The following is a 22,806-nucleotide window of genomic DNA, read 5'->3' on the forward strand; positions in this document are numbered from 1 at the left end:
GTCAGTCCTCGAGGAACGGGGCCGTGTCCAGGGTGGGGTAGGGGGCCGGGAGGGGGAGGGGCTCGCCGAGGTCGACCTTGACGTCGGTGTTGTAGTAGGCCTCGGTGGGGTCGTCGCCGGGGAGGACGGGGTCCGAGTAGCAGTGGGCCGTCTTGGTGCGGCGGTCGATGAGCACGTAGACGGGGATGCCGACGGCGGCGTAGGTGCGGAACTTGGGCCCGGTGTCGGTCTCGTGGTTGCTTGAGGTGACCTCGCCGACGAGAGCGATCATGTCCACGGGGTACCAGCCCTTGTGCGCTTTGCGATACGACTCGTCGAGTTCGGTCGCCCTGCGTCGGCGGATGTAGAAGTCGGGGACGAACAGCGTCATCGTCTTGCCGTCCTCGTGGGCGGCTCGATAGCCGTTGCCCATGCCCACGAGTCGGAAGCCGGCTGAGCGGAACTGGAAACTCAGCTCGAACGCGCCGTCGTTGTGGTTGTCGTTCGCCGTCGGCGGCACGATGGCCATCCCCTCGATGTACTCGGGCCGAATCGGCGCCACCGACGCCTCTTCGATCGCGATCAACAGATCGATGGGGTCCTGCTCCGTCATGATTTTCTCCATGATCGGCTCGGCGCTCATCCCTGGTTCTCCTCACGCTGATGCCAGGCTAAGCCCGCGCTGGGCGCCCCGGCAGAACGATGGGGCACCCCGGGCGCTGTAAGACGCCGGAATGCCCCACCCTTCACTCGAACGAGCGTGCTGAACCGTTCCGCTACTTCCCGGGCGTCGCCGGCCGCTGCGAGGCGATCGGCGCCGTAGCCGCCACCTGCGGCGAGTCCGAGTCGGAGAAGACGGACGGGGCCGCCACCACCGCCACCGGGTCCGCGGCCTCCTCGTCCAGCAGTACGGCCGATTCGCCGCCGACGATCCGGATGTGCGCCGCGTCGAAGGCCCGCTTGATCCGCCAGCGCAGCTCGCGCTCCACGGTCACCGCCTTGCCCGGCATGGTCTTGGCGGAGAGGCGGACCACCATCGAGTCGATGAGGACGGAGTCCAGGCCGAGGATCTGGATCGGGCCCCATAGGAGCTCGTTCCAGGGCTCCTCCTTGCTCATCTTCTCGGCGACCTCGTCGAGGGTGGCCCGGACCCGGTCCAGGTCCTCGGTGGGCCGGACGGTGACGTCCACCCCGGCCGTGGCCCAGCCCTGCGAGAGGTTGCCGATGCGCTTGATCTCTCCGTTGCGGACGTACCAGATCTCGCCGTTCGCGCCGCGCAGCTTGGTCACCCGCAGGCCGACCTCGACCACCTCGCCGGAGGCCACCCCGGCGTCGATCGAGTCGCCGACGCCGTACTGGTCCTCCAGGATCATGAACACGCCGGAGAGGAAGTCCGTGACCAGGTTGCGGGCGCCGAAGCCGATCGCGACACCGGCGACACCGGCCGAGGCCAGCAGTGGCGCGAGGTTGATCTGGAAGGCGGACAGCGCCATCAGCGCTGCCGTGCCCAGGATCAGGAAGCTCGCCACCGACCGCAGCACCGACCCGATCGCCTGCGAGCGCTGCCGCCGCCGTTCGGCGTTGACCAGCAGTCCGCCGAGGGTCGTGCCCTCCGCCGACTCGGCCGTCCGGTTCATGCGGTCGATGAGCTTGGTGATCGCCCGCAGCACGACGTTTCTGAGCACCACCGCGATCACCAGGATCAGCAGCACCTTCAGACCGATCGCGAGCCAGGTCGACCAGTTCTGCTCGACCCAGCTCGCGGCGTTCGTGGCGCTCTCCTGGGCGTCCTGGAGCGTGGGCACCGCCGGGGTCGACGACTCCGAGGGAGTCGGCGACGGTGACGAACCGGCGGCCAGTAGGACGGCGGGCAAGGACACGGCGGGTACCTCCAGGCGGTGCGGTACTGCCCTCCGGTACGGCGTTCCGGGTCAGGTACGGCGGTCAAGGTCACGAAAAGGTCACCGGACGGGCAGGACAACCACACTAACGGGGCACTGGGTGTGCGCCCCACCGATACAAGAAGGAGAGACTGTGCTCACCCCGCCTGAACAGGCCCGCTTGAAGAGGCGGGCAACCGGGGGATGAATGCGGTGTGGTCGAAAACACTCCCAGCCCGTTACCGGGACATGGTGGCGCGTCCACCAGGCAAGAGGGGAGACTGGCCACAGATCGTCCCGGCGCGAGCCACGCGCCGCCGACGCCCAAGGAGGCACCCGTGCCGCATGTCCTGGTCCTCAACGCGTCGTACGAGCCGCTCGGCGTCGTACCGCTCCGCCGCGCGCTCATCCTCGTCCTGGAGAACAAGGCAGTCGCCTTGGAGGAATCCGGCGCCTATATGCACAGCGCAACCGTCACAGTCCCCGCACCCAGCGTGGTCCGGCTCAAGCGATTCGTACGGGTTCCCTACCGGGGGCCCGTTCCTCTCACTCGAAGGGCGCTCTTCGCGCGCGACGGGGGCCGGTGCATGTACTGCGGTGGCGTCGCAACCAGCGTCGACCACGTCATCCCGCGCAGTCGCGGGGGTCAGCACGTCTGGGACAACGTGGTGGCGTCCTGCCGCCGCTGCAACCACGTCAAGGCCGACCGCCATCTCTTCGAGATCGGCTGGCGGCTGCGGCACAAACCAGCCCCACCCACCGGCCTGGCCTGGCGCATCATCGGCACCGGCCATAGGGACCCGCGCTGGCTGCCGTACCTGCAGCCGTACGGCGCGGACGACGCCCTGGCCCGGATCGACGGCATCTCCGCCTGACGATCCGGGCTTTCGCGTACCCCGTGGCTGCGGGTCCGGCCACGGGGCCCTACGGCGTGGACGGGGTGTCTCAGCCGAACCAGCTCACCTGGACGATCACGATGCGCTCACCTCGCACGTCGGTCAGATAGGTGAGCATCAGCAGCCCCCGGCTCTCGTCGCGCACACCGGGACCGGGTCCGGTATAGGCGGCCCCCTCCAGGAAGACCATGGACTCGCGCACGGCGATCTCATTCGCCAGTCGCTCCGTCTCGGCGCGGGCCGCATCCGGAAGTCCGTCCAGCAGGTCGTCCTGGAACAGCTCCCAGCGCCAGTCAGCCACCACCCGCGACCTTGCGATGCGCGGCGCGCACGATCTCCCCGGCGGCACGGATGGCCTGTTCACGTACGGCCGGGTCGGGGCTGTTGACGGCCTGCTCGGCGGCGTGCAGCCGACGCGCTGTCCCGGGGTGGCGCTCGATCTCGACCACGACACCCCACTGCCGGTAGAACATCCGGATCGGTACGACACTGTCCTCGTCGCCGGCCCGTACGAACGCCTTCTGGAGGTCCTCGAAGAACTCGGGGAGGCGGGACGGCGCGACGGTGGCCACGGCCTGCCGGAGTGCGGGAAGCTTCAGTTCGGGCATGGGAATGAGCGGAGCGTCCTCGTCCGCGTACGGCATCGTCATCGGCCGCCCCTTCCGCTCGTCGAGCACCTTTCCGGCACGGGCCCACGCTAGCGCCATTCCCGTCACTCCTCCGGCCGCGCGAGCGGATCCGTACCGCAGAGGGTGAGAGCGAGGCTCCACTCCGCCCAGACGGTCTTGCCCACACCGGCCCGCGGCCCCACGCCCCGGTCGTCCGCGAGTGCTCCGACCAGCAGTAACCCTCGCCCGAACTGATCCTCTCCGGTTACGCCACGCATACAGGGCAGCCGTTCACCGCGGGGGTCGCTCACCTCGACGCGGAGTGCAGCGGGTGTGGTGGCGCAACTCTCGCTCGTTCCCGGCCTGTTCCAGACTGCCGAGTACGCCCGTTCGCTGGCCATCAGCGAAGGCGCGGGGGTGTGGGAGGACCCCGATGAGATCGAGCGCCTCGTCGAGATCCGCATGCGCCGACAGGAACGCCTCCATGAGGAGCGCCCGCTTCAGGTGTACGCCATCGTCTGGGAGGCCGCGCTACGGCAGTTGGTCGGTGGGCCCGACACGATGCGCGCGCAGTTGGAACACCTGCTGGAAGTGGCCAAGCTGCCGAACGTACGACTCCAGGTGCTGCCCTTCCACGCGGGTGGACATCCGTGTATCCCGGGGGCGTTCACGATCATCTCGTTCGCCGAAGCCGCTGCGGTGGACGTGGTCCACGCTGACACCATCGCGTCTACTGTGTGGGTGGAGAGTGAGGCCGAAAGCACCGCGTACAGCGCGTTTTTCGAACGTACTGCGAGGCTGAGCCTCGCCCAGCACGACTCGGCTCTGCTGATCGATGCCATTCGCCAGGAGATGTGACCTCATGCATGAGTTCGACTTCGCCAAATCCAGCTACAGCAGTACCGCCGGCGAATGCCTCGAAGTAGCCCGCAACATCCCCCGAACCGTCGCCGTGCGCGACTCCAAAACCCCCGACGGCCCGATACTCCGCCTCGCCCCGAAGGCCTGGGCGGAGTTCGTCGCGTCGCAACGCTGATCGGTCAGCCGCCGCTGCGTGGGCCCTCGGGACGCGCGCCGTGTACGACGTACAGTCCGCCGCCCACCGCGAACGCGCCCAGCGCCGCCGCCCAGGCGGCCGGCTGTGCCCCGGGTTGCACGGGCCACGCCCACAGAGCCGTCCAGCGACCGTGCGGCCCCGCTGAGGCAAGGTACACGGCACCGACATAAGCGAAGGGCGGCAGCCAGCTCAGCCGGGCGCCGAGCAGTACGGCGGCCGCCGCCGTGACACCCGTACAGCCCAGGGTGTTGCGGATCACGGTCGGCGGCCCGAAGACCTCCGGATGCCCCAGCACGGCCAGTGGCAGCAGCACGGCCGCGAGCGCGGTGAGCCCGGTCAGCGCTTTTGCGTACCCGGGCACGTGCGTGCTCCGGTCCCGGGGGCCCCTGCGCCTCCGGGACCGGACGCTCGTCCGGCGGTCACGCGTAGCGCAGCTCCGCCGGGTGCACCGAGCGGCGCAGCAGGGGCAGCGAGGTGGCCGCGGCGAGCAGGCAGCAGACGTACACGACCACCGGGACCAGCAGCGCCCCGTACGGCACCGCCGAGGCGGTGTGCTCTGTGGCGAGCGCCGCGTACCAGACGCCGATCGCCATCCCGCCCGCGCCCGCCACCGTGACCGCGGGCAGCAGCGGCAGCGCGGTCTCCAGGAGCAGCGCCCGGGCCAGCACCCCGCGCGGCACCCCGGCCGCGGTCTGAGCCGCCAGGCCCCGGCGCCGGGTGGCCAGGGACTCCGCGGTGCCCACGACGAGAGCGGACAGGACGATCACCAGGGCGACGAGGAGCGCGGCGGCCGTCAGGTCGATCCCCGTCGTGTAGAAGGCCATGTCCGTGCCGAGCGAGCCGTCGCGGCGCATGGCGTGCAGATCGGCGAGCAGCACCTGCCGTACACCGGCGAAGCCCGTGCCCACGAGCGTCACCAGCAGCACGGCCGCGTTCGTGCGGGCCGCCGCCCAGGGGTCGTCGCGCAGCCGTTCCGCCGCGATGAGCAGCGCCGGCCGGCTCGCGCGGACCGCGACCACCCGGCCGAGCAGCCCGGACCACCAGCCCGGCAGCCACACCACCGCGACGCCGACCAGCACGATCAGCGCGAAGACCGACAGTCGGGCGGGTGAGGAGGCGAGACGGTCGCCGTTGTCGGGGGTCAGCACGGTCAGCAGCACCAACACCGTGCACAGGGCGCTCACCACCAGGAACACCCGCCCAGGAGGCCGAGTGGGCCGCACCCGGCGTACCCGGCCGAGCGGCGAGGCCACCACCCGGCGCAGCGCCAGCGCACTCACCGCCGCGCCCAGCACCGGCACGCCCACGGGCACCAGGACGATCCCGGCCCAGGCCAGGACGGCCGGCCGCGACCAGAGGGACAGCAGGACCGGAATCGCGACCGCGGTGGCGAGCCCGGAGCCCAGCAGGCAGGCAAGGCCCGTCTCCAGTGCCGCGATCCGTCGTACCTGGCCCGGTGCGGCCCCCGCGAGCCGCAGCGCGGCCAGCCGGCGGTCCCGGTGCACCGCGCCGATCCGCGCGCACTGTCCGAGGAACCCGAACACCGGGACGAGCAGCAGCATCAGTGCGACGACCACTCCGTCGCGCGTTCCGGGCTGGTCCAGGAGCCCGGAGCCGACCGCCACGCTGTACTGGCCGTCCAGCGACAGGAGGACGGCGACCGCCAGCCCGAGACCGGTCGCGAGGCCGGCCCCGGCCGCGGTCAGCGCGACCCGCCACCACTCCCGCCGGTCCGACCCCCGGGTCAGCAGCCAGGCGAGCCGCAGATCGGCCCTCATGCGGCCACCTCCGCCGGCCGCACGGCCCCGTCACCCATCCGCACTTCGCGGTCCGCGTACGCCGCCACCTGGGCGTCGTGCGTGATCAGCAGGACGGCCGTGCCCGCCTCCCGGGCCGTGTGCACCAGGGCGGTCATCACCTGCTCGCTCGCCAGCGAGTCCAGCGCCCCGGTCGGCTCGTCCGCGAAGACCACCTTCGGGCCGGTCACCAGCGCCCGGGCCAGCGCGGCCCGCTGGGCCTGCCCGCCGCTCATCGAGCCCGGCCGCAGTTCCCCCTGCCCGCGCACCCCGAACCGCTCCAGCCACTCGCCGGCCCGCGCCCGGGCGTCCGTACGCGTCGCCCCCGCGAGCATCAGCGGCAGCGCCACGTTGTCCAGCGCCGTGAGCTCCGGGATCAGCTGCCCGAACTGGAAGACCACCCCGAAGTCGGTCCGCCGCAGCTCGCTCAGCCGCTTCTCCGGCAGCCGGTCCAGCCGCTCCCCGGCGTACGTCACCGAGCCCGCGTCCGGCCGGACGATCCCGGCGAGGCAGTGCAGCAGCGTGGATTTCCCGCTGCCGCTGGCGCCGGTCACGGCGAGGATCTCGCCCGCGCGCAGCTCGACCGAGGCGCCGCGCAGGGCCTCGGTCCTGCCGTGCGCCCTGGCCAGGTCCCGGCCCGCCAGCAGCGGTGGTGGGGTGCCCCCGTTGTCGGTCATGCTGAGTCGACCTCCGCGGTCAGAGTGGTGAGCCGGTCCGCCGTCGTGTTCATCCAGCGGAGGTCGGCGTCGAGGTGGTTGAGGGCGAAGTCCGCCGAGAGCACGGTCGTCAGATCGGCGTTCCGCGCCGTCTTGAGAGCGGTGAGCTCCCGCATCCGCTCCATGTGTGCGGCGCGCTGGTCGCGCAGGTAGGCGGCCGGGTCACCGCCGGCGAGGATCGACACCACGACCTTGGCGAAGATCTCGTTCGTCACGAACGGTGCCGGCGGGGAGATCGCACCCGCCCACCGGGCCAGTTCCTGCGCGCCCGCCTCCGTCGAGCGGTAGCGGGTCCGCTCCGGTCCGCCGTCGGCGTCGGTGCCGTCCACCGCCGCCAGGCCGTCTCGGACCAGGCGCTGCAGGGTCGTGTAGGCCTGCCCGTAGGCCAGCGGGCGGGCCTGCGGGAAGCGCTCGTCGTGGCGCCGCTTGAGGTCGTAGCCATGACTCGGCCCGGCCTCGAGCAGCCCCAGGAGGATGTGCCGGGTGCTCATGGAGATCAATATACACCCGCTACATGTACTGAGTGAATAGTGCGCCGGTCCGGTGCGCTCCGGCGCCCGTCGAGAGTGCCGTCCCGTTCACGGGGTAGGCCTGCTCTGACCCGGCGAACGCCCCCACCCGACGGCATGACGAGGAGGCCACCGTGGCCGCAACGGTTCACCATCCGATCCCGGCCCAGTTCAAACCCCCGGCGGAGACCGAGCAGGAGCCCCATCTGTGTGTGTTCAGCGCCGAGGGCGCCTGCGCACAGGCGCCGCTGACCAGTGAGCCGCCGCTGCCCGACGCCGAGCCCCTCACCAGCGAACCGCCGCTCGCCGACGCGGCGCCGCTGACCAGCGAGCCGGGGTTGTAGATGAGCGAAGCCGCTCCTCTCGACGGGGAGCTGTCCCGGCTGGCGGAGCTGCACGGCGTCGCCACCTCCTACAGCCCGTCCCCGGACCGTACGGTCGCCGCCTCCGCCACCGCGGTGATCGCCGCCCTCGGCGCCCTGGGCGTCGACGCGAGCGGTCCCGAGGCCGTCCGCACCGCCCTCGCCGACCGGGAGCGAGACCTCGCCGAACGGCTGCTGCCGCCGACCGTCGTGCACTGGACGGGCGCCGGCGAGATCGCCCTCGGCCTGCCCGCCGGCACCCGTCTGGAGCTGCGGACGGAGGACGGGGAGACACACGACGACGTACGGGACCTGCCGCTCGGCGTCCATCTGCTGACCGCCACCGCCCCCGACGGCCGTACCGCCCGCACCCACCTCGTCGTCGCCCCCGACCGGCTGCCCACCCCCGCCACCCGCTCGTACGGACTCCTCGTCCAGCTCTACTCGCTGCTGTCCCGCCGCTCCTGGGGCATGGGCGACCTCGGCGACCTCGCCGACCTCGCCGACTGGGCCGCACGCACCGCGGGGGCCGGATTCGTGCAGGTCAACCCGCTGCACGCGGCCGTGCCCGGCGCCCCGACCGACCCGTCCCCGTACCGCCCCTCCTCCCGCCGCTTCCCCGACCCGGTGCATCTGCGCCTCGAGTCCGTCCCGGAGTACACCGCCGTGGACTCCTTCGCGGAACGCGCCGAACGGCTGCGGTCCGCCGTCCTCGACAAGGGCGCCCTCATCGACCGGGACGCGGTGTGGGAGCTGAAGCGGGAGGCGCTGGAGACGGTGGCCGCCGCAGCGCTCACCCCGGCACGGCAGGCCGAGTACGACGCCTTCCTCGTGGAGCAGGGCGAGGCGCTGGAGGACCACGCCACCTGGTACGCACTCGCCGAGAAGTACGGCTCCGACTGGCACCGCTGGCCCCAGGCCCTCCAGGACCCCCGCTCACCGGAGACCGCCCGGGCCCGCGCCGAGCTGGGCGACCGCGTCGCCTTCCACTCCCGGCTCGCCTGGCTCACCGACACCCAGCTCATCGCCGCCCAGCGCACCGCCCGGGAGGCCGGGATGCCGGTCGGGATCGTCCACGATCTCGCCGTCGGCGTGCACCCCCAGGGTGCGGACGCCTGGGCGCAGCGCGACGTCTTCGCCGCGGGGATGTCCGTCGGCGCCCCGCCCGACGCCTTCAACGCCCGCGGCCAGGACTGGGGCCTGCCGCCCTGGCGCCCCGACCGCCTGGCCGCCTCCGGCCACGCCCCCTTCCGCCGGCTCCTGCGCGCCCTGTTCCGCTACGCCGGCGCCCTGCGCATCGACCATGTGATGGGTCTGTTCCGGCTGTGGTGGGTGCCGGAGGGACGGCCGCCGACGGAGGGCACCTACGTCCGTTACGACGCCGAGGCCATGCTCGCGCTGCTGGCCCTGGAGGCCGGCCGGGCGGGAGCCGTGGTGATCGGGGAGGACCTGGGCACCGTGGAGCCGGGGGTGCGCGAGACGCTCCAGCGGCGCGGGGTGCTCGGCACGTCGGTGCTCTGGTTCGAACGGGACTGGGAGGGCGACGGCCGGCCCCTCCTCCCGGACCGCTGGCGTGCCGACTGCCTCGCCACCGCCACCACCCACGACCTGCCGCCCACCGCCGCCCGCCTCACCGGCGAACACGTCGAACTCCGCGACCGGCTGGGCCTGCTGACCCGCCCGCTGGAGGTGGAACGGGCCGAGGCGGCGGCCGACACCGCCGAGTGGCTGGCGCTGCTGACCCGGCTGGGCCTGCTCGCCGCGTCCGACGCCGGTGACGAGGAGGCCGAGATCCGGGCCGTCCACCGCTTCCTGCTGCGCACCCCCGCCCGCATGACCGGCGTCTGGCTCCCGGACGCCATCGGCGACCGCCGCCCGCAGAACCTGCCCGGCACCTGGGACCAGTACCCGAACTGGCGCCTGCCGATCGCGGACGCGGAGGGCCGCCCGGTGACACTGGAGGAGCTGACGGGGTCGGGGAGGGTGCGGGCGCTGCTGGAGGTCTTCCAGGACCGCACCGGCCCGTAGGGGTACCCCGGACGCGCGCCACTCGAATGGGCCAGCTAACTTGGGACCGTGGACAAGAAGAACGCCCTGCGCGCCGGCGCCCTGGCTGCCGGTACGACGCTGATGATGCTGCTCATGTCGTCCCCCGCGCTCGCGCTCACGCGTGACGACGGCGACGACCCCGGCCCGGGCCTGAGTGTCATCCAGACGCTGGGTCTCTACGTCCTGACCCCGCTCGTGCTGTTCGCGGTCATCGCGGGTCTCGTGATGGTGCTGGACAAGTCCAAGATCCGGGTCGTCAAGCCGAAGACCAAGGCCTGACCCCCGCTTCTCCACTTCTTCACCGAGGGCGCCGATCGCCTTCCCTGCGTACCCCGAGGGGACGTGGAGAGGCCGACCGGCGCCCTCGGCGCGTTTCAGGGGCTCGGCGCGGACAGATACCGCTGCAGGGTCGGTCCGAGCCAGGCCAGGATCTCCTCCCGCGCCAGCTCCGCCGCGGGCGGCAGCCGTAGTACGTACCGGGTGAGCGCCAGCCCCATCAGCTGCGAGGCGCACAGTGCCGCCCGCGCCGGTACCTGTTCGGGGTCGGGGCACACCTGCTGCGCCACCGGCACCACCTGCTCCCGGAAGATGCCCTGCAGCCGCTCGGCCCCCGCCTTGTTGGTGACGGCGACCCGCAGTACGGCGGTGAGCTCCTCGTTCTCCTCCCAGATGTTCAGGAAGTGGGCCACCAGCGCCCGCCCGACCTCGGTGCGCGGCGACCGGGACAGGTCGGGCATCCGCAGATCGAGCGCGACGGCGGCCGCGAACAGGCCGTCCTTGTTGCCGAAGTAGCGCATCACCATGGACGGGTCGATGTGCGCGTCCTTGGCGATGGCGCGGATGGTGGCGCGCTCGTAGCCGTCGGTGGCGAAGCGTTCGCGGGCGGCGGCCAGGATGGCGGAGCGGCTGGCGTCGGAGCGGCGCGCCGCGGAGCCGTTCGCGGAATCTGTGCTTCTACTGGGGGTGCCGGTCATGCCAACGAGCGTAGGCCAACATTTGTGGGCCAACAAGCGTTGACTGCCGTGTGCGTCCTGCCCTACCCTTGCCAACAAGCGTTGACCAACAAGCGTTGGCCAACAGGTGTTGGCTTCCCTGGGAGGCTCCCATGAACGGCACGACCGGCCCCACCCCCGCCGCCCCCCGAGTGATCGTCGTCGGCTCCGGCCCCACCGGTCTGCTCCTGGCCGGTGACCTCGCCACCGCCGGCGTCCCGGTCACCCTCCTCGAAAAGCGCCCCCACAAGATCAGCAACCTCTCCCGCGCCTTCGTCCTGCACGCCCGCGCCCTGGAGCAGCTCGACGCGCGCGGTCTCGCCGACGACCTGGAGGCCGTCGGCCGGCCCGTCACCCGGCTCAACCTCTTCGACGGGCTCACCCTCGACCTCGGCACCCTCCCCTCCCGCTTCCACCACGTCCTCGTCCTGCCGCAGTACGAGGTCGAGAAGGTGCTGGAGCGCCGGGCGGTCGAGGCCGGCGTCGACTTCCGCCACGACTCCGAGGTCACCGGAGTGACCCAGGACGCCGACGGCGTCACCGTCCACGTCAAGGGCGCCGAGAGCCTGCGCGCCGCGTACGCCGTCGGCGCCGACGGGATGCGCAGCGCCGTCCGGGAGGCCGCCGGGCTGCCGTTCCCGGGGCGGTCGGCGATCAAGTCCGTCGTCCTCGCCGACGTGCTGCTCGCCGAGCAGCCCGAGACCCTGATCACGGCCGCCGCGGTCGGCGACGCGTTCGCCTTCCTCGTCCCCTTCGGCGACGGCTACCACCGCGTCATCTGCTGGCACCGCGGCCGCGACGTCCCCGATCACGAGCCGGTCGACCTCGCGGAGGTCAAGGAGATCACCCGGGAGGCCCTGGGCCGGGACTACGGGATGCACGACGCCCGCTGGATGTCCCGCTTCCACAGCGACGAACGCCAGGTGCCCAGCTACCGGGCCGGCCGGCTCTTCCTGGCCGGCGACGCGGCGCATGTGCACACCCCGGCCGGCGGCCAGGGCATGAACACCGGCCTGCAGGACGCGGCCAACCTGAGCTGGAAGCTCGCCGCCGTGCTGCACGGCCACGCGTCCCCCGACCTGCTCGACACCTACCAGAGCGAACGCCACCCCGTCGGCAGGACGGTCCTGCGCAGCAGCGGCGCCATCGTCCGCCTCGCCATGGCCAAGGGCTGGCAGCTGCCCGTGCGTGCCGCGCTCGCCACCGTCCTCGGCCGGCTGGCCCCCGCCCGCCGCCGGGTGCTCGGCCAGATCACCGGCGTCGGCTACCGCTACCCCGCTCCGAGGGGCGCCCACCGTCTCACCGGCGCCCGCGTCCCCGACCTCGCCCTGGGCGGCGGCGGCCGCCTCTACGAGGCCCTGCGCGGCGGCCGGTTCGTCCTCGTGACCCCGGGCTCCCACGACCTGGGCGCGGGCCGCGCGGACCGGCTGGCCGTGGCGCACTGGGCGAGCGGCCGCCGTACCACCCTGCTGGTGCGCCCCGACGGATACGTGGCCTGGGCGGCCGAGAACGCCCGGCACGCGGACATCGACAGGGCGCTCGCCGCCCACCTCGGCTGACCGGGACCCGTGCGGCCCGTGCGGCGGACCGGTCCCCACAGCCACCCTTGACAGGTGCTGCCCCGGGAGTTCCCATGGGAAAGCTCAGGCTCAACGTCCTTACTGAAATGGGGAGTTGAAATGGCAACCAAGATCGAGATTCGCCCGTTGGACAAGAAGGAGACCACCGGGGACAGCAACTCTCAAGGCGCCTGATCGGAGGGCCCGCGTGCGGACATCGTCGTCCCGGCGCCCGCTCTACCCGGGCGTCGATGAACTGGAGCGGCAGGCCCGCACGCTGGCCGCCTTCGCACCGAAGGTCCTGCGGCTGCGCGAGGCCGGGCGCAGCAGGGCCGGACGGCCCCTCCACGTACTCTCCGCCGGGCACGGGCAGCACCAGCTCCTGACCGTCGCGGGAGCGCACGCCAACGAACCCGTCGGCGGCGCCTCCGCGCTCCGCCTCGCCCGGCTCCTCGCCCACCGGCCCGAACTGCTCCGCGGGCTCGACTGCACCTGGCACTTCCTGCTCTGTCTCGACCCGGACGGCGCCCGCCTCGCGCACGGCTGGCAGCCCGAGGAGCCCACCCCGTCCCCGGAGGAGTGCCACCGGCACTTCTACCGGCCCGAGTTCGCCTGCCAGCCCGAGTCACCGCCCGCCCCCGGCACCGGCCGGGAGCCGCTGCCCGAGTCCACGGCGCTCGTACGGCTCCTCGACGAACTGCGCCCGACGGCCCAGTTCACCCTGCACGGCATCGAGATCGGCGGCGCCTTCACCATGCAGACCCGGGAAGTCCCCGGAGCCGCGCGGGCCTTCCGCGAGACCGCCGCCCGGCTGCGCATCCCGGTCGACGACCACCCCTGCGACGGCCCCGACTGGCGGCCGGACCCGCCCGGTGTACTGCGGCTCCCGCCCGCCAGCGGCAGCAGCGAACGCGACCCCAGCGGCTTCGTCGCCAAGAGCACCTGGCTGCACCCCCGCCGGTACGGCACGCTCACCGCCCTCGTCGAGGCACCGGCCTGGGCCGTCCCGGCGGTGAGCGACTCCCGGCCCGAACCCGACCCGCGGCGCGCGGTCGGTGCCGCCTGCGACCTGCTGCTGGCCAGGACCCGGGAACTCGGCACCCTGCTGGAGCCGGTCCGCTCCGACGCCGTGCCGCACGAGCTGCTGCCCCTGCACACCGCCGCCGCGGAACTGCTGCGCGTCGCCCCGTCGCTCGCGGTCGGCTGGGCGGAACAGGAACACACCGGCTCCCGCGGCCACTTCGCGACTCTCGGCGTCTCCGCCCGCCGTATCCCGCTGCGCGTGGCGGCCATGGCACGCCGGGCCGTCGCCCGTACCGCGCCCGCGACCGCCGACGTCCTCGCCGACCTGGTACGCGAATGGTGCCGGGAACTCGACAAGACCTACGAGCCGCGCTGGATCCCGGTGTCCGCACAGACCGGGCTGCATGTACGGACGATGCTGGATCTCGCCGGCCGGCTGTGCGCGTAGCGGGGAAAGCCGCGCCGTAGCGGAAAAAAAGGGGGCGCCCGGTATGTCACCGGGCGCCCCCACCGTCGTACCGGCTACTGGGCCGCCGCGTCCGCGGCCTGTGCCTTCAGCGCGCGCTCGACGCCCGCGCGGGACTCCGAGACGAGGCGGGCCAGGGCCGCGTTCGGCTGGGCCGCGGCCAGCCAGGTGTCCGTCCTGGTCAGGGTCTCCTGGGAGACCTGGAGGGACGGGTAGAGGCCGATCGCGATCTGCTGGGCGATCTCGTGCGAGCGGGAGTCCCAGACCGACTTCAGGACCTCGAAGTACTTGTCCGTGTACGGCGCCAGCAGCTCACGCTGGTCGGTCTGGACGAAGCCGCCGATCACCGCCTCCTGCACGGCGTTCGGCAGCTTGTCGGAGTCGATGACCGACGCCCAGGCCTCCGCCTTCGCCTCCTCGGTCGGACGGGCGGCGCGGGCGGTGGCCGCGTGCCGCTCACCGGCGGCTGTCTTGTCCCGCTCGTACTCGCCCGCGATCTCCGCCTCGTCGAAGCGGCCGACCGCCGCCAGCCGTTCCACGAACGCCCAGCGCAGCTCGGTGTCGACGGCCAGGCCCTCGATGGTGTGGGTGCCCTGCAGCAGGCTGTCCAGGAGGTCCAGCTGCTCCGGGGTGCGGGCGGTGGCCGCGAAGGCACGGGCCCAGGCCAGCTGGTGGTCGCTCGCCGGCGCGGCGGAGCGCAGATGGGCCAGCGTGGCGTCGGTCCAGCGGGTGAGCAGGGCCTCGCGGGCGGTCGGGTCGGCGTACAGCTCGACGGCGAGCTTCACCTGGCGGTGCAGGGACTGCACGACACCGATGTCGGACTCCTTGCCGATGCCGGACAGCACCAGCGACAGGTACTCGCGGGTCGGCAGTTCGGCGTCGCGGGTCATGTCCCAGGCCGACGCCCAGCACAGGGCGCGCGGGAGGGAGGACTCGAAGTCGCCCAGGTGCTCGGTGACGAAGTGCAGGGACTTCTCGTCCAGGCGGACCTTGGCGTACGACAGGTCGTCGTCGTTGAGCAGGAACACCGCCGGGCGGCGGCGGCCGGTCAGCTGCGGTACGGCCGTCAGCTCGCCGTCCACGTCCAGTTCGATGCGGTCGGTGCGGACCAGCTTGCCGGTCGCCTCGTCGAGGTCGTACAGGCCGATCGCGATCCGGTGCGGACGCAGCGTCGGCTCGCCCTTGGCACCGGCCGGCAGCGCCGGGGCCTCCTGGCGGATGGCGAAGGAGGTGACGACACCGGCCCCTCCTTCGCCGTCTGTCTCCACCTCCGGACGCAGGATGTTGATGCCCGCCGTCTGCAGCCACTTCTTCGACCAGGTGCTCAGGTCACGCCCGGAGGTCTCCTCCAGGGCGCCCAGCAGGTCCGACAGGCGTGTGTTGCCGTACGCGTGCCGCTTGAAGTACGCCTGCACACCGGCGAAGAACTCGTCCATGCCGACGTACGCGACGAGCTGCTTCAGGACGGACGCGCCCTTGGCGTACGTGATGCCGTCGAAGTTGACGAGCACGTCGTCCAGGTCGCGGATCTCCGCCATGATCGGGTGCGTGGAGGGCAGCTGGTCCTGCCGGTACGCCCAGGTCTTCATGGAGTTGGCGAACGTCGTCCACGAGTGCGGCCAGCGCGAGCCGGGCGCGTACGCCTGGCAGGCGATGGAGGTGTACGTGGCGAACGACTCGTTCAGCCACAGGTCGTTCCACCACTCCATGGTGACCAGGTCGCCGAACCACATGTGGGCCAGCTCGTGCAGGATGGTCTCGGCCCGCGTCTCGTACGCCGCGTCGGTCACCTTGGACCGGAAGACGTACTGGTCGCGGATGGTCACCGCGCCCGCGTTCTCCATCGCGCCCGCGTTGAACTCCGGCACGAACAGCTGGTCGTACTTCTTGAACGGGTAGTCGTAGTCGAACTTCTCCTGGAACCAGTCGAAGCCCTGCCGGGTCACCTCGAAGATCGCGTCCGAGTCCAGGAACTCGGCCAGCGACGGACGGCAGTAGATGCCCAGCGGCACGCTCTGCCCGTCCTTCTCGTACACGCTGTGCACGGAGTGGTACGGGCCGACGATCAGGGCGGTGATGTACGACGAGATACGCGGCGTCGGCTCGAAGACCCAGGTGTCGTCCTTGGGCTCGGGCGTCGGCGAGTTGGAGATCACGGTCCAGCCGGTCGGAGCCTTCACCGTGAACTGGAAGGTCGCCTTCAGGTCCGGCTGCTCGAAGGAGGCGAAGACCCGGCGGGCGTCCGGCACCTCGAACTGGGTGTACAGGTACGCCTGCTCGTCGACCGGGTCGACGAACCGGTGCAGACCCTCACCCGTGTTGGTGTACGCGCAGTCCGCGACCACGCGGAGCACGTTGCGGCCCGCCAGCAGGCCCGGCAGTGCGATCCGGGAGTCCGCGAAGACCTCGGCCGCGTCGAGCGCGTCGCCGTTCAGGGTGACCTCGTGGACCGCCGGGGCGACCAGATCGATGAAGGACGCGGCGCCGGATTCGGCGACGTCGAAGCGCACCGTGGTCACGGACCGGTAGGTACCGCCCTCCTGCGCGCCGGAGAGGTCGAGATCGATCTCGTACGAGTCAACGGTGAGCAGCTTCGCCCGCTGCTGTGCCTCTTCGCGAGTCAGGTTTGTGCCAGGCACGCGGTCATCTCCTCGTTATGTGTGGGTTGCGCCATCCTTCCATGGGACAGTGCCCGGGACGTCGAGGGAAAACCCGAGAGATTGCAGTGCCCCGTAAGGGGCGCGGGGAACTGCGCGACCAGCCACGACGGTGCCGCAGTCGCACGACGGCAGACCGCGGCACCCCTGAGGCGCTTGAGACCCCCTTACTTCGACAGCTCCACCGCCACCAGCTCCGCGATCTGCACGGCGTTCAGCGCAGCGCCCTTGCGGAGGTTGTCGTTGGAGACGAACAGCGCGAGACCGTTGTCCACCGTCTCGTCGCGGCGGATCCGGCCGACGTACGACGGGTCCTGGCCGGCCGCCTGCAGCGGGGTCGGGATGTCGGAGAGCTCGACACCCGGCGCCTCGGCGAGCAGCTCGGTCGCCCGTTCGGGGCTGATCGGGCGGGCGAACCGGGCGTTCAGCTGGAGGGAGTGCCCGGAGAACACCGGGACGCGCACACAGGTGCCGGAGACCTTCAGCTCGGGGAGCTCCAGGATCTTGCGGGACTCGTTGCGCAGCTTCTGCTCCTCGTCGGTCTCGTTCAGACCGTCGTCGACGAGGTTGCCGGCGAACGGCAGCACGTTGAAGGCGATGGGCCGCTTGTAGACCTGCGGCTCGGGGAAGTCGACCGCCGAGCCGTCGTGGGTCAGCTTCTCCGCGTCGGCGGCCACCTTCTGCACCTGGCCGTGCAGTTCGGCGACGCCCGCGAGACCGGAGCCGGAGACCGCCTGGTAGGTGGTCGCGACCAGCGCCTGAAGGCCCGCCTCCCGGTCCAGCACCTTCAGGACCGGCATCGCGGCCATCGTGGTGCAGTTCGGGTTGGCGATGATGCCCTTGGGGCGGTCCGCGATCGCGTGCGGGTTGACCTCGGAGACGACCAGCGGGACCTCGGGGTCCTTGCGCCAGGCGGAGGAGTTGTCGATCACGACGGCACCCTGTGAGGCGACCTTCTCGGCCAGCGCCTTCGAGGTGGCCCCGCCCGCCGAGAACAGCACGATGTCCAGGCCGGTGTAGTCGGCGGTCGCCGCGTCCTCCACCGTCACACCGTCGAGCACGGTCCCGGCCGAGCGGGCCGAGGCGAACAGGCGCAGCTCCGTGGCCGGGAAGTTGCGCTCCGTGAGGATCCTGCGCATGACCGTGCCGACCTGACCGGTGGCTCCGACGATTCCGACCCTCACGGTGACTCCCTCTGCGTACGTTGACGTGTGTCTGCGGCCTTTCCATCATGCGGCCGACCCGGGTCAGCCTGTCCAATTCTTTGCGCGCCACGCCCACCGACTGGACCAGCCGCCCCGTGGAACTCCCGCTCGCACCCGCGCTGAGCTGCAGAAATTACCTCTCCGTGGCCGTCGCGCCGCAAGCTGTGCTGCGCCGGGCGCCGGTGTGACGTACGCCTCGGAAAAGATTTCGGCGCCCCGGCCGAACGTTTCCGGGGGCTGCGGCGTCGTAGGGGAAACGCAGTGAGGGGGGTGGGTCGTGCTGCGCAGAAAGGCCCGCCGCGCCCAGGAGGACCAACAAGGGGATCCTCTGGACGCGGACCAGGAGCGCAGGGTGCGGGCGGTGCTCGCGCTGGGCGGCGTACCGCAGGCGGACCTGCCGGACGGGGTACAGCAGGTACGCCTGCGGTTGCTGGAGCGGACCGCGAACGGCCAGGAGGCCCCGCGGGACGTCTCGGCGTGGGCGGCGGTCGTCGCCTCCCGCCTCGCCATGGACTGGCACCGCGCCAAACGCCGCCAGGAACGCCTCGGCGAACGGCTGGCCTCCCTCCGCCAGCCCGACCACGCCCTCGGCGAGGACCGCAGCCTGCTCTCCGTCGCCGTCGCCCGCGGCCTGGACGACCTGACGGACGCCCAGCGCCAGATCCTCGTCCTGCGTTTCTACGCCGACCTGCCGGTACGCGGGATAGCCGAGGAACTCGGCATCCCCGAGGGCACGGTCAAGAGCCGGCTGCACACGGCGGTACGGGCCCTGCGCGCCCGCCTGCACGAGGACGAGGTGGTGTGAGCATGACCGCCGAACACGAGAACAACGCCGGTGGGCCGGGGAATGCCGTTGGGCCGGGCGAGGTCGATGCCCTGCTCGCCGTCCTCATGGACGAGCCGCTCTCCGCCGAGCAGCGGGCCGATCCCGCCTTCATGGCCGAGCACCGGGCCGCGACCGCCGACGTGGCGCTGCTGCGCGAGCAACTCGGGATCATCGGGGCCACCCTCGCCGGGCCACCCCCTGCGGCAGTCCGCCCCCGTCCGCATCCCGGTCCCCGCCCCCGCCCGGCCGGGCGCCGCCGCCCCTGGCAGCACCCCGGCGTGCGGGCCGTCGGACTCGCCGGTGCCCTCGCGGCCGCGTTCGCCTCGGTCGTGCTCGGCATCGGCTGGCTCGCGGCGAACGGCGGCTCGAGCTCCATGTCGAACGGCAGCGCCGACAAGGCCGCCGCCGGCGGCCGCGCGTCGGACGCGGAGTCCGCCGGCGGCCCCGGCTACCTCGCCTGCGCCCGGCTCGTCGTCGAGGGCACGGTGACCGGCGTGCACCGGATCCCGCACACCGGCGAGGAACGGGTCACCCTGAAGGTGACCCGCGCCTACAAACCGGCGAAGACCGCCGCCGAGGTCGACGTCCTCTTCGAGTCCGGCGCCGACGACCGGATCCGCGCGGGCGCCCGTCTCCTGGTCGGTGTCACGGCCGGGCAGCAGATCCCCGACCGGTACGCGGTGGGGGAGTCGGACATCGCGCCGGAGCGCGCCCGGATCGTCCACGACCTGCCCGAGTCGCGCACCCTGACCTGCCGGAAGTGAACCGCAAGTGAAAGGGGCGGGCGCCCCGCAGGACGCCCGCCCCCCAGCACCGCAATCGCTTACGGCGTGACCTTCTCGATCTTCACGCTGCCGGTGCCCGCGACCGTGCCGAGCGCGTCGACCAGCTGGACCTGGCCGAAGAACTCACGTCCCTCGGGGGCCGCCGCGGCCGCCGTGGCCTGCCCGGTCACCGTGGCCGACGCACCCGTGCCGAGCTGCACCGGCGTCGAGCCGTCGACGGTGACGCTGCCGAGCGCGGCGGAGAAGAACACGTCGCTGTAGTCGTAGTCGGTGGTGCCCGACGGGACCGAGTAGCCGACGACCTTGACGGTGTAGATGCCGGCGGCCGGCTTGGCGATGGACACCGCCTCCTCCGAGTCGCCGTCGGCGGACTGCGCGACCTGCTTGCCGGACGCGTCGTACACGGTCAGGTCGAGGTCGGCGGCCGTGTCGGAGACCTTCCCGATGGCCACGTCCAGCGAGGTCGCGCCCTCGGGCACGGTCACCGTGGTGGTCTGGGTCTCGCCCTCCTTGATCGACGGGCGGGCCGTCTTCGAGGAGCCGAGCGGGCCGCCGACCAGCCTGCCGTCGAGGGCGGCGAACTTGTTCGTCACCTTCCAGGAGGCGGTGACCGGGGTGCCGACCTGGGCCTCGGGCACGGTCACGGTCTCCGGGTCGAAGGCCGCGCCGAGCACGGTGACGTCCAGCTCGTAGGGGTTGTCGAGCAGCGGCGAGGTACGGCGCGCCTCGACCTCGATCTCCCAGACGCCGGCCTGCGGGGCTGCGTACGAACGCACGTCGGGCTTGCAGCCGTTGCCGTTCAGGTAGTTGTTGTAGCAGTACGGGGTACCGGTGTTGTCGACCGGAGTGCCGTACGGGTGGATGGCGATGAACCGGGTCTGGCTCTTGTCGGCGAGCCCGCTCATCGCGACCTCGAGGGAGGTGGCACCCTCGGGCACGGTCACGAAGTACGACGTGGAGCTGTTGCGCTGCACCGAACTCGACGCGGAGTAGGTGTAGTCGACCGGAGCGGACACCACGACGGTCGTCAGGATCTGCTTGTCGACGCCCTCGGTCCGCGGGTCGTCGACGTCCAGGATCGCGGACTTGATGCCGGAACTCCTGGGCTGCGCCTGCACCTTGACCGTCACCGGCTGGTTCAGCGGCAGCTTCACCTCGTCCGGACCGAGGATCTTGAAGGTGTGCCCGGCGTTGTTCTCGAAGTACAGCTCGTGCCGGATCGCCTTGTCCGTGCCGGAGGTCCGGGTGATCGTGACGTCGTACGTCTTCTTCTGCCCGGCCTTCAGGCCGCCTTCACGGTCGTACAGGCCCGTGCCGAAGCCCGGGGTCTTCAGCGCGTAGTCGAGCGCGGTGTCGACGGGGGCCTTGACGGTGTAGTCGTGCGCGGTGGCGTGGTCGCGGATCGCGTCCCAGGCGTCGACGATGTCGATCCGGCCCGCGCCCTCCTCGTACGCCTGAACACCCTTGATGTGGTGGGCCGTCGAGGTCAGCGCCGTGCGCAGGTCGGCGGGGGAGAGGGCGATGCCCTTCTGCTTGGCGGCCGAAAGCAGCAGCGCACTCGCGCCCGCCGCCTGCGGGGACGCCATCGAGGTGCCCTGGAGCATCGAGTAGCCGGCCGGGAGGGAGTAGCCGGCCTCGGCGACCGGGGAGCCCGGCAGCCAGGTCTGGGTGGTGTTGATCGCGGCGCCGGGTGCGACGAGCGTCGGCGTGAAGCCGCCGTCCTCCCGCGGACCGCGCGAGGAGAAGGGGAGCAGCTGGTACTTCTTCGTCACCTGGGAGCCGTAGTTGGCGGCCCAGGTCTCCTTGGAGACGGCCGCGCCGACCGAGATCACCTTGTCGGCCAGACCCGGGTCGCCGATCGTGTTGGCGCCCGGCCCGGAGTTGCCGGCCGAGATCACCAGCTGCACGCCGTAGGTGTCGATGAGCCGCGTGTACAGCTCCGCGCGGGCGTTGTTGCCGTCGTTCAGCGCCGGGAGGCCGCCGATCGACATGTTCACGATGTTCACGCCCCGGTTGGCGACCAGGTCGATCATGCCCTCGGTGAGGGCGACGTTGGTGCAGCCGCCGGTCCAGGTGCAGGCGCGGGAGGACACGATCTTCGCGCCGGGGGCCGCGCCGTTCATCTTCCCGCCGAACAGGCCGTTGGCGGCGGTGATGCCGGCGACGTGCGTGCCGTGCTCGGACTCGATGACACCGATGTTGACGAAGTCGGCCTTCTTGCCGACCCAGTCCCCGCCGTACGGGTCCATCGGGACGTCCTTGCGGATCTGCACGACGAACGGCTGCCGCTCGACGACGTCGGTCGCCGGGTTGTCGGTGCCGAAGTAGCCGATCTGATAGCCGTCTTTGTACGGCTTCATCGGTGTGTCGTCGGAGAAGTCGTCGTTGTTGTTCAGGTCGACCGTGACCGTGCCGGCCGCCGGGTCGTAGAGCACGCCCCAGCTGTCGGTGGTGTCGCCGTCGCGGTTGGCGTCACCGGCCGCGTCACCGCCCGCGGTGTACGACTCCTTGAAGGTGCTGATCTCGTACGATCCGGCGGGTGCCGTCCAGGTCTTGCCCGCGTAGCCGAAGCTCGGACCGGACACGGCCGTGACCATCGGCCGCCAGGTCTGGTCGCTGTCGACGATCGGGTCGGTCGCGGTCACCCAGTCGACGATCTTCCGCTCGCCGGTGGTGGTCTTCTGCAGCGCCGGGTGGCCGAGGTCCACACCGGAGTCCAGGATGCCAATGGTCACGCCCCGGCCGTCCGCCTTCGGGTGCTCCTTGACGAAGTCGACGGCGCCCGTCTCGAAGGAGGGGTTGTACGGGTTCGCGGCGGGGGTGTTCTTGTCCGGCCCCGAGTAGGCCGTCCCGGAGTAACCGCCCTTGGCGGTCCTGGCGTTGCCGTCCGGGACCGTCGGGTCGTCGAGCTGGATCTCCTGGCGCAGGTCGATCGCGTGCACCGAGGACAGCTTCGCGGCGGCGGCGATCGCGGAGTCCGCCCGGCCGGTGGGGACGGTCGCCCGGACGTAACCGAGCTTGTCGTACGTACGGCCCACCGAGCCGCCCTTGACCGCGTCCAGTTCCTCGGCGACCTGCTCGGTCCGCCCGGGCGCGGTCGCGATCATCATCGTGACGTTCTTGGTGCCGTCGGCCTTGGCGTCGGCGAGCAGTGCGGCATCGTCCGAACCGAGCTTGTCGTGGGCCGACTTGGCGCCGGGGTCCGCGGCGGTGACCGCGGGGGAGGAGGTCGCGGCGGCGGCCAGGGGGATCGGCCCGGCGGCGGAGAGCGCGGCCACGACACCGACGGCGACGGCGATCCGGCCCAGGCGTCTGTGGCCCGGTATCGGGTCGTGCTGCGGGGTGAGGGTCATCTGCATCCCTTGTAAGTAAAGGAACGAGCATGGAACGACCGGACATGGTCACGTCCGGCGCCTAGGCGCACAGCTTTCCCCAAGGGAA

The 22,806-nt window shown here is 71.8% G+C and carries 23 protein-coding genes; 10 read left to right on the forward strand and 13 right to left on the reverse strand.

The window, feature by feature from the left end:
* Position 1: 1 nt before the first annotated feature.
* Together EDD90_RS35380 and EDD90_RS35385 are read right to left on the reverse strand one after the other, a co-directional pair.
* Positions 2-622, reverse strand: a complete 621-nt coding sequence (locus EDD90_RS35380) for a Uma2 family endonuclease (protein WP_123976938.1) — start codon at positions 620-622, stop codon at positions 2-4.
* A gap of 133 nt (positions 623-755) precedes the next feature.
* Positions 756-1,859, reverse strand: coding sequence for a mechanosensitive ion channel family protein (locus tag EDD90_RS35385; RefSeq protein WP_123976939.1), 1,104 nt, complete (start codon positions 1,857-1,859; stop codon positions 756-758).
* 338 nt (positions 1,860-2,197) lie between these two features.
* Here EDD90_RS35385 and EDD90_RS35390 point away from each other — a divergent pair, with 338 nt between their 5' ends.
* Positions 2,198-2,734 (forward strand): HNH endonuclease, encoded by a 537-nt coding sequence (locus EDD90_RS35390; protein ID WP_093502957.1) that lies wholly within the window; start codon positions 2,198-2,200, stop codon positions 2,732-2,734.
* 70 nt (positions 2,735-2,804) lie between these two features.
* Here EDD90_RS35390 and EDD90_RS35395 read toward each other — a convergent pair whose 3' ends face one another.
* The 3 genes from EDD90_RS35395 to EDD90_RS35405 are packed head-to-tail and all read right to left on the reverse strand — an operon-like array spanning position 2,805 to position 3,641.
* Positions 2,805-3,056: a hypothetical protein gene (locus EDD90_RS35395; RefSeq protein ID WP_123976940.1), complete on the reverse strand. Its 252-nt coding sequence runs from the start codon at positions 3,054-3,056 to the stop codon at positions 2,805-2,807.
* Entirely contained in the window at positions 3,049-3,462 is a 414-nt protein-coding gene (locus EDD90_RS35400; protein ID WP_123976941.1) for a hypothetical protein, read from the reverse strand. The genes EDD90_RS35395 and EDD90_RS35400 overlap by 8 nt, the downstream gene beginning before the upstream one ends.
* A 5-nt stretch (positions 3,463-3,467) precedes the next feature.
* Positions 3,468-3,641 carry a hypothetical protein gene (locus EDD90_RS35405; RefSeq protein WP_185149340.1) on the reverse strand — a complete coding sequence of 58 codons (174 nt, stop codon included), beginning with the start codon at positions 3,639-3,641 and terminating at the stop codon, positions 3,468-3,470.
* Positions 3,642-3,696: 55 nt separating this feature from the next.
* Between EDD90_RS35405 and EDD90_RS35410 the strand changes: the two genes are divergently transcribed.
* Both EDD90_RS35410 and EDD90_RS35415 read left to right on the forward strand, forming a co-directional pair.
* Complete coding sequence (locus tag EDD90_RS35410) at positions 3,697-4,221, forward strand: DUF5753 domain-containing protein (protein WP_185149341.1); 525 nt, start codon at positions 3,697-3,699, stop codon at positions 4,219-4,221.
* A 4-nt stretch (positions 4,222-4,225) separates the two neighbouring features.
* A complete protein-coding gene (locus EDD90_RS35415; RefSeq protein WP_123976943.1) occupies positions 4,226-4,399 on the forward strand; it encodes a DUF397 domain-containing protein in 174 nt (57 codons plus the stop codon).
* A gap of 4 nt (positions 4,400-4,403) precedes the next feature.
* Here the strand turns inward: EDD90_RS35415 and EDD90_RS35420 are convergent, their stop codons facing one another.
* Genes EDD90_RS35420 through EDD90_RS35435 form a run of 4 tightly spaced genes read right to left on the reverse strand, consistent with a single transcriptional unit; the run spans position 4,404 to position 7,423 of the window.
* Complete coding sequence (locus EDD90_RS35420) at positions 4,404-4,781, reverse strand: hypothetical protein (RefSeq protein ID WP_260328323.1); 378 nt, start codon at positions 4,779-4,781, stop codon at positions 4,404-4,406.
* Positions 4,782-4,839: 58 nt separating this feature from the next.
* Complete coding sequence (locus EDD90_RS35425; protein ID WP_123976944.1) at positions 4,840-6,198, reverse strand: ABC transporter permease; 1,359 nt, start codon at positions 6,196-6,198, stop codon at positions 4,840-4,842.
* Positions 6,195-6,893, reverse strand: a complete 699-nt coding sequence (locus EDD90_RS35430) for an ABC transporter ATP-binding protein (RefSeq protein ID WP_123976945.1) — start codon at positions 6,891-6,893, stop codon at positions 6,195-6,197. Before EDD90_RS35430 ends, EDD90_RS35425 begins: the two co-directional genes overlap by 4 nt.
* Entirely contained in the window at positions 6,890-7,423 is a 534-nt protein-coding gene (locus EDD90_RS35435) for a PadR family transcriptional regulator (RefSeq protein ID WP_123976946.1), read from the reverse strand. Before EDD90_RS35435 ends, EDD90_RS35430 begins: the two co-directional genes overlap by 4 nt.
* Positions 7,424-7,575: 152 nt before the next feature.
* Between EDD90_RS35435 and EDD90_RS35440 the strand changes: the two genes are divergently transcribed.
* Genes EDD90_RS35440 through EDD90_RS35450 form a run of 3 tightly spaced genes read left to right on the forward strand, consistent with a single transcriptional unit; the run spans position 7,576 to position 10,131 of the window.
* Positions 7,576-7,785, forward strand: a complete 210-nt coding sequence (locus EDD90_RS35440) for a hypothetical protein (RefSeq protein ID WP_123976947.1) — start codon at positions 7,576-7,578, stop codon at positions 7,783-7,785.
* Positions 7,786-9,831 carry a 4-alpha-glucanotransferase gene (gene malQ, locus EDD90_RS35445; protein ID WP_123976948.1) on the forward strand — a complete coding sequence of 682 codons (2,046 nt, stop codon included), beginning with the start codon at positions 7,786-7,788 and terminating at the stop codon, positions 9,829-9,831.
* 48 nt (positions 9,832-9,879) lie between these two features.
* Entirely contained in the window at positions 9,880-10,131 is a 252-nt protein-coding gene (locus EDD90_RS35450) for a hypothetical protein (RefSeq protein ID WP_123976949.1), read from the forward strand.
* A gap of 95 nt (positions 10,132-10,226) precedes the next feature.
* Here EDD90_RS35450 and EDD90_RS35455 read toward each other — a convergent pair whose 3' ends face one another.
* Positions 10,227-10,826, reverse strand: a complete 600-nt coding sequence (locus EDD90_RS35455; protein WP_123976950.1) for a TetR family transcriptional regulator — start codon at positions 10,824-10,826, stop codon at positions 10,227-10,229.
* A gap of 131 nt (positions 10,827-10,957) precedes the next feature.
* Between EDD90_RS35455 and EDD90_RS35460 the strand changes: the two genes are divergently transcribed.
* Together EDD90_RS35460 and EDD90_RS35465 are read left to right on the forward strand one after the other, a co-directional pair.
* On the forward strand, positions 10,958-12,403 hold the full coding sequence (locus EDD90_RS35460) for an FAD-dependent monooxygenase (RefSeq protein WP_123976951.1): 1,446 nt from the start codon (positions 10,958-10,960) through the stop codon (positions 12,401-12,403).
* Between the two features lie 208 nt (positions 12,404-12,611).
* Complete coding sequence (locus EDD90_RS35465; protein WP_260328326.1) at positions 12,612-13,874, forward strand: M14 family zinc carboxypeptidase; 1,263 nt, start codon at positions 12,612-12,614, stop codon at positions 13,872-13,874.
* 74 nt (positions 13,875-13,948) lie between these two features.
* Here the strand turns inward: EDD90_RS35465 and pepN are convergent, their stop codons facing one another.
* Positions 13,949-16,531 (reverse strand): aminopeptidase N, encoded by a 2,583-nt coding sequence (gene pepN / locus EDD90_RS35470; RefSeq protein WP_123976952.1) that lies wholly within the window; start codon positions 16,529-16,531, stop codon positions 13,949-13,951.
* 185 nt (positions 16,532-16,716) lie between these two features.
* Positions 16,717-17,733: an aspartate-semialdehyde dehydrogenase gene (locus EDD90_RS35475; RefSeq protein WP_123976953.1), complete on the reverse strand. Its 1,017-nt coding sequence runs from the start codon at positions 17,731-17,733 to the stop codon at positions 16,717-16,719.
* A 298-nt stretch (positions 17,734-18,031) separates the two neighbouring features.
* Here EDD90_RS35475 and EDD90_RS35480 point away from each other — a divergent pair, with 298 nt between their 5' ends.
* Together EDD90_RS35480 and EDD90_RS35485 are read left to right on the forward strand one after the other, a co-directional pair.
* Positions 18,032-18,559 (forward strand): RNA polymerase sigma factor, encoded by a 528-nt coding sequence (locus EDD90_RS35480; RefSeq protein ID WP_123976954.1) that lies wholly within the window; start codon positions 18,032-18,034, stop codon positions 18,557-18,559.
* A 2-nt stretch (positions 18,560-18,561) separates the two neighbouring features.
* Complete coding sequence (locus EDD90_RS35485; RefSeq protein ID WP_123976955.1) at positions 18,562-19,344, forward strand: hypothetical protein; 783 nt, start codon at positions 18,562-18,564, stop codon at positions 19,342-19,344.
* A gap of 59 nt (positions 19,345-19,403) precedes the next feature.
* Here EDD90_RS35485 and EDD90_RS35490 read toward each other — a convergent pair whose 3' ends face one another.
* On the reverse strand, positions 19,404-22,718 hold the full coding sequence (locus EDD90_RS35490; protein ID WP_123976956.1) for a S8 family serine peptidase: 3,315 nt from the start codon (positions 22,716-22,718) through the stop codon (positions 19,404-19,406).
* Positions 22,719-22,806 lie beyond the last annotated feature (88 nt).

Origin of the sequence: Streptomyces sp. Ag109_O5-1, assembly GCF_003814875.1 — a bacterium.
Taxonomy (GTDB): Bacteria; Actinomycetota; Actinomycetes; order Streptomycetales; family Streptomycetaceae; genus Streptomyces; species Streptomyces sasae.

What these genes read in the sequence shown, in the direction of transcription:
- EDD90_RS35380 (WP_123976938.1), bottom strand. Translation starts at nt 622, where the DNA reads ATGAGCGCCGAGCCGATCATGGAGAAAATCATGACGGAGCAGGACCCC.
- EDD90_RS35400 (WP_123976941.1), bottom strand. Translation starts at nt 3,462, where the DNA reads ATGGCGCTAGCGTGGGCCCGTGCCGGAAAGGTGCTCGACGAGCGGAAG.
- EDD90_RS35405 (WP_185149340.1), bottom strand. Translation starts at nt 3,641, where the DNA reads ATGCGTGGCGTAACCGGAGAGGATCAGTTCGGGCGAGGGTTACTGCTG.
- EDD90_RS35415 (WP_123976943.1), top strand. Translation starts at nt 4,226, where the DNA reads ATGCATGAGTTCGACTTCGCCAAATCCAGCTACAGCAGTACCGCCGGC.
- EDD90_RS35425 (WP_123976944.1), bottom strand. Translation starts at nt 6,198, where the DNA reads ATGAGGGCCGATCTGCGGCTCGCCTGGCTGCTGACCCGGGGGTCGGAC.
- EDD90_RS35430 (WP_123976945.1), bottom strand. Translation starts at nt 6,893, where the DNA reads ATGACCGACAACGGGGGCACCCCACCACCGCTGCTGGCGGGCCGGGAC.
- EDD90_RS35435 (WP_123976946.1), bottom strand. Translation starts at nt 7,423, where the DNA reads ATGAGCACCCGGCACATCCTCCTGGGGCTGCTCGAGGCCGGGCCGAGT.
- malQ (WP_123976948.1), top strand. Translation starts at nt 7,786, where the DNA reads ATGAGCGAAGCCGCTCCTCTCGACGGGGAGCTGTCCCGGCTGGCGGAG.
- EDD90_RS35455 (WP_123976950.1), bottom strand. Translation starts at nt 10,826, where the DNA reads ATGACCGGCACCCCCAGTAGAAGCACAGATTCCGCGAACGGCTCCGCG.
- EDD90_RS35460 (WP_123976951.1), top strand. Translation starts at nt 10,958, where the DNA reads ATGAACGGCACGACCGGCCCCACCCCCGCCGCCCCCCGAGTGATCGTC.
- EDD90_RS35485 (WP_123976955.1), top strand. Translation starts at nt 18,562, where the DNA reads ATGACCGCCGAACACGAGAACAACGCCGGTGGGCCGGGGAATGCCGTT.
- EDD90_RS35490 (WP_123976956.1), bottom strand. Translation starts at nt 22,718, where the DNA reads ATGACCCTCACCCCGCAGCACGACCCGATACCGGGCCACAGACGCCTG.